We start from the raw sequence: 11,999 nt of genomic DNA on the forward strand, positions 1-11,999 counted from the left end.
TTCGGATATCGGCCTTCAAAATACAAGATGTCAGAATATTCTGCGTCCTTTCGAACGCAGAAAGGGCGTTCGTTCAGGGAACGATCTTGTATCCGCCGTTCTCGGTCACCAGAATTTCGGCATTGGAGGGGTCTCGCTCGATCTTCTGGCGCAGACGATACACATGCGTTTCGAGCGTATGCGTCGTCACTCCGGAATTATAACCCCAGACCTCTTCCAGCAAGACGTCGCGGGTGACGACGGCGCTCCCGGCTCGGTACAGATAACGGATGATCGCCGCTTCCTTTTCCGTCAGCCGGATTTTTTTGCCGTCTTCCGTCGTCAGCAGCTTCTGGCTGGGTTTGAACTGATAGGGGCCAACGGTGAAAACCGCGTCCTCGCTCTGCTCGTATTGACGCAGCTGCGCCCGGATGCGGGCCAGAAGGACGGCGAAGCGGAATGGCTTCGTCACATAATCATTGGCGCCCGCTTCGAGACCGAGAATAGTGTCGGAATCGGTATCGTGCCCGGTCAGCATGATGATCGGTGCCTTGAAGCCACCCTTGCGCAGCAGCTTCACCGCCTCGCGGCCATCCATGTCAGGAAGACCGACATCCATGATCAGAAGATCGACCTGGGCAGTCTTTGCGGTCTGCATCGCCTGCGCAGCGTTTGCGCCGCTCAGAAGCGAGAATTCCTCATAGGGAGATAGTTGCTCAGTCAGCGTCTCCCGAAGATCGTCGTCGTCGTCCACCAAAAGGATAGTGCGAGCCGTCATTCGGATTCTCAGCCTTTCTTACTTTAGCGCATCGGCCCAAAAATCGCCGTTGATTTTCGGAAAGCGCAATGCGTAGTTTAAAAGAGTTAGAGCATCCATTGTGCCTCCGAAATAAGGCACGGCGCTCTAATTGTCAGCCAATTCAGCGGTTTGCCGATAAAAGGTCAACCCATTGCCATGATATTACGAAGTGCTATGACTTCACGTTAGATAACCTGCAAAGCAAAATCTCGTGAAAAACATGAGCAGACAGCCCGTAAAGCAACATAAACGCGCATCGACGCTCATGGTTCGGCCGGCGCCTTTGAAAATAAGCCGGGCCATCGTTCAGCTCGGGCATCTCACCTTTCCCGCAGCGATCGGGCGCAACGGCCGTACCGTGCTCAAACGCGAGGGAGATGGAAAGTCACCGATTTCCGTCGCGCGCCTGCTGCACGGATTTTATCGCGGCGACCGAACCCCCGCCATCGCCACGACATTGCCGATGCAACGGACGCAGCAATCCATGCTTTGGTGCGACGAGCCACGCAGCGCCAGTTACAACAGGTTGGTCAAGTCCCCTTTCGCACTGAGCCACGAGGAGATGATGCGAAAGGACGGCCTTTATGACGTTTGCCTCGTGCTCGATTGGAACATCACGTCGAGAAGTCGGAACCGCGGTTCGGCAATCTTCATGCATATGATCCGCCCGGGATATGAGCCGACCGCCGGCTGCGTCGCTCTCCATCCCCGCGACATGAGGCGCATTCTGCCTTATATGCGCAAGGGTACGAAAATTCGCATCCTGTAGATCAAGCACAAAAAAACCCGCCATTCTTGGCGGGTTTTTTTAAAAAAGGAGAAAGCCGGTGATTACGCGGCTTCTTCCTGAGAATCGTCCTCTTCGACGGCCTTGCCGCGCTTCGGACCTTTGGCAAGGTTGACTTCCACCAGGCGAACAGCCTCGGTTTCAGACATCTTGTTGACAGCAGCAATTTCGCGCGCCATGCGATCAAGAGCAGCTTCGTAAAGCTGACGCTCGGAATAGGACTGCTCCGGCTGGTTTTCCGCACGGTAAAGATCGCGCACAACTTCAGCAATCGCGATAAGATCGCCGGAATTGATTTTCGCATCATATTCCTGGGCGCGGCGCGACCACATGGTACGCTTCACACGCGCCTTGCCCTGCACCACTTTCAGCGCCCGCTCGACAAAATCGCCTTCGGAAAGCTTGCGCATGCCGATGCTCACGGCTTTAGCGACGGGAACTTTAAGACGCATCTTGTCTTTTTCGAAATCGATGACAAAAAGCTCAAGCTTCATGCCGGCAACTTCTTGTTCCTCGATGGCAGAAATGGTACCGACACCATGAGCGGGATACACAATCGCTTCACCGGTTTTGAAACCGTGATGTGCTGGAGATTTCTTCTGCTGGGTCGTCATTCGTTCTAAAAACTCCCTGTTACATACCCGGCAACGCCGGGGTTGGGTCGGTCAGGCCCTGATGAGACGGGGGAACCGTCAGGTGACTCCGCACTGGTCCAGCCGTGCACGCAAAAACACACCTTCCCGCATTGCGGGCTTCGATAACGTAAACGCTCGATATGTCACGGAAACCGCGTGCAAAAGAGGTGTTGCTTTCGTGGTGTTTTTGGGCACACAAATGCCACGCTGTGGATCAGTATCGTTGGTGTACCACAAAAATAGGCACAAATCAATAATTTGCTTCGACCGTGGCCGCAACATCACATGGCGGCCAAAGAACCACCTATAAATGGGCTACCGGAATACTGTCAAATGCTTCGTAACCGGTCCCTACCGTATAAGAAGCAAAAAAATTTCACTTCCCAACTGAAGAAACACGAAAGCCTCTTAAACTCTTCGTAATTACACGCCAATATCCGATTCGAATGAAAAGGCAAAATCCGCAAATTGACGGTGCTTTTTTACGTTAAAGTGTGATTTTTGGAGGAATCCACATCAAATGGGCTACAGAAATAATCCAAAACGCGAAAAACAGATCGAAAAAGCACGACAGCAGGCAATCGCCGAAAACGCGCCATTTCTTGATCCGGGTATAGTCTATGGAAGAGCAAGCGCCGACGACATAGAATATTATTCCGCCGAAATGCTGGCCGCAAGCGCGGCGCACAGTTTCGAGGCTCTTTCGCGCTGGACTGGAGACGCGCCCCATATCAGCATCGCCCAGGTGGAGGGCGTCACCCCGCGGGATATTCCGGTAACGGTTCTGACGATTATCGGCCGCAATATGCCCTTCCTCTACGATTCCGTCATGGGTGAGGTCACAAGCAGCTATCGCGGCCTCTATCTCGCGGTCCACCCCATTCTGGTGCCGGATGCAACGGCGCAGGCGGGTTATCGCCTTGCGGAGCCTGATGACGATCCCACCGGGAATATCAGCCTCATCCAGCTGCACATCGCCCCACTGACCCAGCAGGCAGCAACGGCGCTGGAAGAAAGATTGCGTTTCGTGCTGGCGCAGGTTCAGTCCGCCTACAGAGACTGGCGGCCCATGCTGTCGAAACTCGACGAAGCCCTAGACGAATTGTCAAAACGCGGCTCCTCGCGGCGCAAGACCGAGCGCGCGGAAGCCGTCGAGTTTCTCAACTGGCTTCGAAACGACAATTTCACCTTCCTCGGCATGCGCGATTACACCTATTCCGGAACGGGAAAGAACGCGAAAATCGAACGCGGTGACGGCGTCGGCCTCGGCAGTTTGAGCGATCCGGATGTGCGCGTGCTGCGCCTTGGCAAGGACGCCGTGACGACGACGCCTGAAATCCTCGCCTTCCTCGACGGTCCGGATTTCCTCATCGTCACCAAGGCAAATGTGAAGTCCATCGTGCATCGCCGCGCTTATATGGATTATATCGGCATCAAGCGCTTCGACGAGGACGGCAATGTCATCGGTGAATTGCGCATCGTCGGCCTTTTCACCGCCACCGCCTATACGCGTTCGGTAAAGCACATCCCGCTGCTACGTGCCAAAATTGCGGATGTCGAGCGGCATTTCGGTTTTGATCCGAACAGCCACTCCGGCCGCATTCTGCAGAACACGCTGGAAGCCTATCCGCGCGACGATCTCTTCCAGATCGAAACGGATCTTCTGATCCGCTTCATCGAGCAAATCATGGAACTGAGCGACCGGCCACGCGTGCGTGTCCTTGCGCGTATCGACCGTTTCGACCGCTTCGTCTCGGCCATCATCTTCGTGCCGCGCGAGGAATACAATTCCTATGTGCGCGAGAAGATCGGCGACTATCTTAGCAAGGTCTATGACGGGCATATTTCCGCCTATTACCCGGCCTTCCCCGAAGGCGCTGTCGCCCGCGTCCATTTCATCGTCGGCCGCACGGAAGGCAAGACGCCGCGTATCGCGCAGGACAAGCTGGAGGATGCCGTCAGCGATATCGCAGCACGCTGGATAGACCATTTCGTTGCCCTTTCCGAACCTGGCGCGCCGGTGCTGGAGGTGGATCAGGCCTATCAGGAAGCCTTCACGCCGGAAGAGGCGATTGGCGACATGGCGGATATTCTGGCCACTGTGAAGGGTGAGCCGGTCCGCATCGAATTTTACCAGCAGGAAGGCCAGTCAGCTGAGACGCTGTCGCTGAAGATCTTCCATCGGGATGGCCATCTGCCACTGTCGCGCCGTGTGCCGCTGCTGGAAAACCTCGGTTTCAACGTCATCAGTGAGCGCACCTTCGACATCGGTGTCATCTCGGATGGCGAAAAGCGCGATATCGTGCTGCATGATATGGAACTCGCCGTCGCCAAGGGCGTGACGCTGGATCTGCCGCAATACGGACAGAAACTCGAAGAAGCATTCCTTGCTGCCTTCTCCGGCAAGGTCGATAATGACAACTTCAACCGGCTGATCCTCGCCTGCGGCCTAACCGTGCGCGAAGTGTCCGTCCTGCGCGCCTATGCGCGTTATCTGCGCCAGACCGGAATCGTTTATTCCCAGGAGCATATTTCCGAAACGCTCTTTAAATATCCGGCCATTTCACGGAATATTTTCGCGCTGTTCAAGGCTGGCTTCGATCCGTCCATCGACGAGAAGAAGCGGCTGAAGAAACTGGCAGAGATGCACAAGACGATCGAAGCGGCATTGAGCGGTGTTCCCAATCTCGACGAAGACCGCACCTTGCGGCGTTATGTCAACGCCATCGACGCCACGCTTCGTACCAACTACTTCCAGAAAAACACCGATGGCACGCCGCGTGACCTGTTGGCGTTCAAGTTCGATCCCAAACATCTGGACGGCCTGCCCGATCCGCGTCCCTTCCGCGAAATCTTCGTCTACGGAACCGAAGTAGAAGGCGTGCATCTGCGCTTTGGCAAAGTGGCGCGCGGCGGTCTGCGCTGGTCGGATCGCGGCCAGGATTACCGCACGGAAGTGCTCGGTCTCGTCAAGGCGCAGCAGGTCAAGAATGCGGTGATCGTTCCCGTTGGCGCCAAGGGCGGCTTTTTCCCGAAGAACCTGCCTGTTGGCGGCTCCCGCGACGAGGTCTTCAATGCAGGCCGTGAAGCCTACAAGACCTATATCCGCACTCTTCTGTCCATCACCGACAATATCGTCGACGACGCCGTCGTACCGCCGGCCGATACGTTGCGGCTTGATGGTGACGATCCCTATTTCGTCGTCGCCGCCGATAAGGGGACCGCGACATTCTCCGATACGGCAAACGGCCTTGCCCACGACGCCGGCTTCTGGCTGGACGATGCCTTCGCATCGGGTGGTTCCGCCGGTTACGACCACAAGAAGATGGGCATCACCGCGCGCGGTGCCTGGGAAACGGTAAAGCGTCATTTCCGCGAAATGGACACCGACATCCAGACCACGCCCTTCACAGTGGCAGGTGTCGGCGACATGTCCGGCGACGTTTTCGGCAACGGCATGTTGCTATCGGAAAAGATCAGGCTGATCGCAGCCTTCGATCATCGCGATATCTTCATCGATCCGGATCCCGATACCGACAAATCCTTCGCTGAGCGCAAGCGGCTTTTCGAATTGCCACGCTCAAGCTGGCAGGATTACGACCGTTCGACGCTCTCTAAAGGCGCAATGATCATCTCGCGTTCCGAAAAATCGGTGACGCTGACGCCGGAAGCCGTCGCTGCCATCGGCATCGACAAATCCGTCGCTACACCCTTCGAGATCATGACCGCCATTCTGAAGGCGCCAACCGATCTTCTGTGGTTCGGCGGCATCGGCACCTATATCAAGGCGGCGGTGGAAACCAACGCCGAGGTGGGTGACAGGGCGAACGACCCCATCCGCGTCAACGCCACCGAGCTGCGCGCCAAGGTCATCGGCGAAGGCGCCAATCTCGGCATTACCCAGAAGGGCCGTATCGCCTATGCGCTGGCGGGTGGGCGTTGCAATTCCGACGCCATCGACAACTCGGCCGGCGTGAATTCCTCCGACGTCGAGGTCAATATCAAGATCGCCCTCGCCTCCGCGGTCAATAGCGGTCGCCTGACGATGCCGAAGCGCAACCAGCTTCTTGCCTCCATGACGCCGGAAGTGGCGCAGCTGGTGCTGCGCAACAACTACCTTCAATCGCTGGCAATCTCGCTGACGGAGCGGCTTGGGCTTGCAAACCGGGAAGAACTCGGCCGCCTGATGAGCGCGCTGGAGGCAACCGGCCAACTGAACCGCAAGGTCGAAACCTTGCCGAGCAATGCCGAGCTCAGCGAAAGATATGCCACCGGCAAGCCGCTGACCCGGCCGGAAATCGGCGTGCTGCTTTCCTATGCCAAGCTGACGCTGTTCGACGCTCTGGTGGCAAGCCCGCTGCCCGACGAACCCTATCTCCAGCATCTGCTCGCAGACTATTTCCCGGCCAAGATGCAGAAGAACTATGCAGACGATATCAAGGCGCATCGCCTGCACCGCGAAATCGTTGCGACAGCGCTCGCCAATGCCGTGGTAAACCGCGGCGGCCCTGGCTTCGTGCAGAAACTCGCCGATGCGAGCGGCCTCCTGTCGGCTGATGTCGTCAAGGCAGCGGTGATCGTGGAGGATGGTTTCGGCCTCAAACGTCTTTGGAGCGAGGTCGACGCGCTCGACGGAAAGATCGGCGGAGAAGTCCAGAACGGACTTTATGCCACGATCACCCGCATCTACTCCGATGCAAGCAGGCTTTATTTGCAAACCGGGAGCGTGGGCGCTGGAACGAGCGACATGGCAACCGAAATCGAGCGCCTGAAAACTGCCATCAAGACGCTATCGCCGGCAGCGGCGAAATATCGCCGCGAGCTCGGCGTCACGGAAATCGACGGTGTTCCCTCTGGCCTTCTGGAGGAGCTGGATACGCTTTCCCTGCTGGTCTATGTGCCTGAAATCATGCGTATCGCCGAAAATGCGGGCACGACGCTTGCCCGTGCCGCCGAAAGCTACGCCACGGTCTCCTCGACCTTCCGCGTCGCGCGTCTGCTGGATGCAAGCCAGCGCATCACACCGGCCGATCACTACGAGAGCCTGGCTCTCCTGCGCAGCCAGGACCAGATCGCCTCGTCGAGACGCCGGATCGTCATCTCGGCCCTCACCGAGTATGCGAAGGAAAAGGACCCGGTTCAGGCCTGGTATGCGGCCGACCGCGTGCGCGTCAATCGCATCGTCTCGGAACTCGGTGCACTGAGCGAAAGCGGCGATACCAACCTCGCCCGCCTGACAGTGGCGGCAGGGCTGCTTGGTGATATCGTTCAGACGCGCTGATCGACCATTCGACAAACGCCATCCGGGTGACTGGCCCGGATGGCCATAAATGAAGCGTTTGCGCCGGCATCACGCATTTTATCCCCCATATCCGATAGGACGATGAATGACTGTCCCCTCCCCAAATGCGGAAACAGTGGTTGCCAAACGCGGCATCTGGGGCTGGGTCATGTTCGATTGGGCGGCACAGCCCTTTTTCACGGTCGTTACGACCTTCGTTTTCGGACCCTACTTTGTCGCCCGCCTCACCGATGATCCTATTTCGGCGCAGGCGACATGGAGCAATATGGCGACGGTCTCCTCGATCATCATCGCCCTCTTCTCGCCCATCCTCGGCTCCATTGCCGACCAGTCCGGCGCGCGCAAACCGTGGATCGCCTTTTTTGCCGCCATCAAGATCGTCAGCCTTTTATTCCTCTGGTTTGCAGCACCGGGTTCGCCGATCATCCTGCCCATCGTCTGCATGATATTCGCATCCATCGCGGCGGAGTTTTCGATCGTCTTCAACGATTCCATGATGCCGCGACTGACCAATCCGCAGAATGTCGGACGCATTTCCAATCTCGCCTGGGGGCTCGGTTATCTCGGCGGCATGGTGGTGCTGATTGCCGTGGTGACGCTTCTGGCCGCAAATCCACAGACAGGGCTGACTATCGCCGGTATCAAGCCGCTTTTCGGTCTCGATCCCGCAACCGGCGAGGACGCCAGAATAACCGGCCCGATAGCCGCAATCTGGTATTTGCTCTTCATTCTGCCGATGTTTCTGCTGACCCCGGATGCGGACAGGGGCCTACCCTTCGGAGCGGCGATCCGCTCTGGTCTTGCGGAGCTCAAGACCACCCTGCGCGAACTTCGAGACAGACCCGTCCTGTTGCGGTTCCTGATTGCACGTATGCTTTATCAGGACGGCGTCAACGGCGTGCTCATTCTGGGTGGGGTATTTGCGGCGGGAATGTTCGGCTGGGCGACGATGGAAATCGGCCTCTTCGGCATCCTGCTCAACGTCGTCGCCATCGTGGGTTGCTTTGCGGCCGGGCGCGTCGATCAGAAACTTGGCTCGCGGATCACCATCCTCATCAGCCTGGTTCTTCTGCTCATCGCAACGGTCGGCATCGTCTCGACAGAAAAGGCCTCGACACTGTTTGGCTGGATCCAATTGCCGACAGCGGATAATGGCGGTATCTTCGCAACCGGCGCGGAAAAGGCCTATCTGCTCTATGGCATATTGATTGGCCTCGCCTTCGGTCCCGTTCAGGCCTCGTCGCGTTCCTATCTGGCGCGCAACATCACCATTGCCGAGGCGGGACGCTATTTCGGCATCTATGCGCTATCGGGCCGCGCCACCAGCTTCATGGCGACGCTGTCCTTTTCAATAGCAACCTACCTCAGTGGCTCCGCACATATCGGCATGGCCACCCTCATCGTTTTTCTGGGGTTGGGGTTTGTTCTGTTGCTGCGCGTCCCGGAACGGGCGGCAAACTGAAGAACCGGAGAGAGCATTTGAGGGGTCTCACTCGAAATGCTCCAGCCTCCTTCAGAGCTGATCGAGTTTTTGCTGCAATGCGCGCAGCTGCGACTTCAGCTCATCGATTTCGGATGCATTCGGCTTGCGCGTTTCCTTGGGCGCCTGCGGCATTGCAAAAGGCGTAAACCCCTGCATTGCCTGCCGGAACAGTTCGGTATTGCGGCGGATCTGCTCTTCCATCATTTGCAATGGAGCCTGGAAATTCCGCGCAAGCGACCCGTCACCGAACGCCTTGGCCATATGCTCCTGCATCTGGCTCTGCTGATCGGAAAAGGTTTTCATCGAATGTTCGAGAAATGTCGGAACGACCATCTGCATTTGGTCACCGTAATAGGAGATCAATTGCCGCAGAAACGCCGTTGGCAAAAGCGTATTGCCGGTTTTGGCTTCCTGTTCAACAATGATCTGCGTCAGAACCGCATGGGTGATGTCTTCGGATGATTTGGCGTCCTGAACCTTGAAGTCCTCGCCGCGTTTAACCATCTGCGCCAGATCATCCAGCGTCACATAGGTGCTGGTTCCGGTGTTGTAGAGCCGCCGGTTGGCATATTTTTTAATGATTGTTTCGCCGTCGTGTTTTGCCATGCCCGCCTCCTCGCGATGATGGTATTTTCTTGTTTTTTGGTGTTATTGCTCTTCCCGCGCGAAGTGTATGCGCAAAACAAGCCCCGTGACAAATGTTTTGTGCATCGCAACAGTTTGTTTTTTGCGCAGCAATTTTCCGCAAGATTCCGGCTTGATTTAGCAACATCTTTTAAAGCAACTTTCGGCATTTGACTTGTATTCAAAGCTTTGCCAGTCTCCGCCCGCAAGTGAGGAGAAACAGATGACGCCTTCAATCGTGATTGCCAGCGCTGCGCGCACTGCCGTCGGTTCTTTCAATGGTGGCTTTGCCAATACGCCCGCCCACGAGCTTGGGGCAACCGTCATCAACGCCGTCCTGGAGCGCGCCGGTGTCGCAGCCCATGAGATCGATGAGGTCATCCTCGGTCAGGTGTTGACGGCAGGCGAAGGGCAGAACCCGGCGCGGCAGGCGGCAATGAAAGCCGGCATTCCGCAGGAAGCAACCGCCTTCGGCATCAATCAGCTATGCGGTTCCGGCCTGCGCGCTGTCGCACTCGGCATGCAGCAGATCGTTACCGGCGACGCGGCCATCATCATTGCCGGCGGGCAGGAATCCATGTCTATGGCGCCCCATTGCGCCCATTTGCGTGGCGGCGTGAAGATGGGCGATTTCAAGATGATCGACACCATGCTGAAAGACGGCCTGACGGATGCCTTCTACGGCTACCACATGGGCATAACCGCCGAGAACATCGCCCGGCAATGGCAGCTTTCCCGTGATGAACAGGACCAGTTCGCTGTCGCATCGCAAAACAAGGCCGAAGCCGCGCAGAGCGCCGGCCGTTTTGCAGATGAGATCGTGGCTGTCACGGTCAAGGGCCGCAAGGCAGATATTATCATCGAAGCTGACGAACACATCCGTACCGGTGTTTCGCTAGAAACCATGGCAAAGCTGCGCCCCGCCTTCGACAAGGAGGGCACGGTAACGGCCGGCAACGCCTCCGGCCTCAATGATGGCGCTGCTGCCACACTTTTGATGTCGGAGCAGGAAGCGGCAAAGCGCGGTATCAAACCGCTGGCGCGCATCGCCTCCTGGGCGACGGCGGGTGTCGATCCGCAGATCATGGGAACCGGCCCCATCCCCGCCTCACGCAAGGCGCTGGCCAAGGCAGGCTGGTCGATCGGCGATATCGGCCTCGTTGAGGCCAACGAAGCCTTTGCCGCCCAGTCCTGCGCTGTCGTGCGTGAGCTTGGTCTTGATCCTGATATCGTCAACGTCAATGGCGGTGCGATCGCCATCGGCCATCCGATTGGCGCATCCGGCGCCCGTGTGCTGAACACGCTGATTTTCGAGATGCGCCGCCGCAACGTATCGAAGGGCCTCGCAACGCTCTGCATCGGCGGCGGCATGGGTGTTGCCATGTGCATCGAGGCGCTCTGAAAACCGCCGTGCGGCCTTCCAAAAAGCAATTCCGGTTCAGCGGCCAATAGGATAGAAGCGGTCTCCCATTGGCCGCATTTCTGTGGCCGTTGAGCACGGCTAAAACAGTTCAGGAAATGGAGGCCATATGAGCCGGGTTGCGTTGATTTCGGGCGGGACAAGCGGCATAGGCGCAGCAATAGCCCGCGCCTTGCAGGCAGCCGGCTACCAGGTGGCCGTCAATTACGCCTTTACGACCGATAGGGCAGAGGCCTTCCAGAAAGAAACCGGCATACCCGCGTTTCAATGGGACGTGCGAGACTATGATGCCTGCGCGAAAGGCATAGCCCAGGTTGAAGAGGCCTTCGGCCCCGTCGAGGTACTCGTCAACAATGCCGGCATCACCCGCGATGCGATGTTTCACAAGATGACACCGCAGCAATGGCGCGAGGTGATCGACACCAACCTCACCGGCGTCTTCAACATGACGCATCCCGTCTGGCCGGGTATGCGCGACCGCGGCTTCGGTCGCATCGTCAATATTTCCTCCATCAATGGCCAGAAGGGCCAGGCTGGCCAAGTCAACTATTCCGCCTCAAAGGCTGGCGATATCGGCTTCACCAAGGCGCTCGCCCAGGAAGGCGCAAGCCGCAACATTACCGTCAACGCCATCTGCCCCGGTTACATCGGCACGGAGATGGTGAGGGCTATACCGGAGAAAGTGCTGGCCGAGCGGATCGTGCCGCAAATCCCGGTCGGGCGCCTGGGCGAACCGGAAGAAATCGCGCGCTGCGTTCTGTTTCTCGTGTCGGACGAGGCTGGTTTCATAACCGGCTCCACGATGACCGCAAATGGCGGGCAATATTTCGCCTGAGATCGGGACCCCTTCTAACGGGAAGGAAGCAGGTAAACTTTTCGTGATATCCGCCCTGGTAATATCGCCACGCACAAAAACTTGATCGAAAAATACCGCAATATAGGAACTGCTAAACTAATGAAAATACGACAG

The 11,999-nt window shown here is 57.4% G+C and carries 8 protein-coding genes; 5 read left to right on the plus strand and 3 right to left on the minus strand.

Annotation, left to right across the window (positions count from 1 at the left end):
* Positions 1–73: 73 nt before the first annotated feature.
* A complete protein-coding gene (locus ASD46_RS16045; protein ID WP_003492637.1) occupies positions 74–757 on the minus strand; it encodes a response regulator transcription factor in 684 nt (227 codons plus the stop codon).
* Positions 758–1,043: 286 nt separating this feature from the next.
* Between ASD46_RS16045 and ASD46_RS16050 the strand changes: the two genes are divergently transcribed.
* Positions 1,044–1,547, plus strand: a complete 504-nt coding sequence (locus tag ASD46_RS16050; RefSeq protein ID WP_029658813.1) for a L,D-transpeptidase family protein — start codon at positions 1,044–1,046, stop codon at positions 1,545–1,547.
* A 62-nt stretch (positions 1,548–1,609) separates the two neighbouring features.
* Here ASD46_RS16050 and ASD46_RS16055 read toward each other — a convergent pair whose 3' ends face one another.
* Positions 1,610–2,179: a CarD family transcriptional regulator gene (locus tag ASD46_RS16055; RefSeq protein ID WP_003492641.1), complete on the minus strand. Its 570-nt coding sequence runs from the start codon at positions 2,177–2,179 to the stop codon at positions 1,610–1,612.
* Positions 2,180–2,720: 541 nt separating this feature from the next.
* On the opposite strand from ASD46_RS16055, the gene ASD46_RS16060 reads away from it, so the two are divergent.
* Both ASD46_RS16060 and ASD46_RS16065 read left to right on the plus strand, forming a co-directional pair.
* Positions 2,721–7,481: an NAD-glutamate dehydrogenase gene (locus tag ASD46_RS16060; RefSeq protein WP_060642522.1), complete on the plus strand. Its 4,761-nt coding sequence runs from the start codon at positions 2,721–2,723 to the stop codon at positions 7,479–7,481.
* A 106-nt stretch (positions 7,482–7,587) separates the two neighbouring features.
* Positions 7,588–8,964, plus strand: coding sequence for an MFS transporter (locus tag ASD46_RS16065; protein WP_025594647.1), 1,377 nt, complete (start codon positions 7,588–7,590; stop codon positions 8,962–8,964).
* Between the two features lie 51 nt (positions 8,965–9,015).
* Here ASD46_RS16065 and phaR read toward each other — a convergent pair whose 3' ends face one another.
* Positions 9,016–9,591: a polyhydroxyalkanoate synthesis repressor PhaR gene (gene phaR, locus ASD46_RS16070; RefSeq protein ID WP_003516476.1), complete on the minus strand. Its 576-nt coding sequence runs from the start codon at positions 9,589–9,591 to the stop codon at positions 9,016–9,018.
* A 241-nt stretch (positions 9,592–9,832) separates the two neighbouring features.
* Between phaR and ASD46_RS16075 the strand changes: the two genes are divergently transcribed.
* Both ASD46_RS16075 and phbB read left to right on the plus strand, forming a co-directional pair.
* Positions 9,833–11,011: an acetyl-CoA C-acetyltransferase gene (locus tag ASD46_RS16075; protein ID WP_025594649.1), complete on the plus strand. Its 1,179-nt coding sequence runs from the start codon at positions 9,833–9,835 to the stop codon at positions 11,009–11,011.
* A gap of 127 nt (positions 11,012–11,138) precedes the next feature.
* The gene (phbB, locus tag ASD46_RS16080; protein WP_035198822.1) at positions 11,139–11,864 is read left to right on the plus strand and encodes an acetoacetyl-CoA reductase; all 726 of its coding nucleotides are present in this window, start codon (positions 11,139–11,141) and stop codon (positions 11,862–11,864) included.
* The last annotated feature ends 135 nt before the right edge of the window (positions 11,865–11,999 follow it).

The sequence above is a fragment of the Rhizobium sp. Root491 genome (assembly GCF_001427205.1).
GTDB lineage: Bacteria > Pseudomonadota > Alphaproteobacteria > Rhizobiales > Rhizobiaceae > Agrobacterium > Agrobacterium tumefaciens.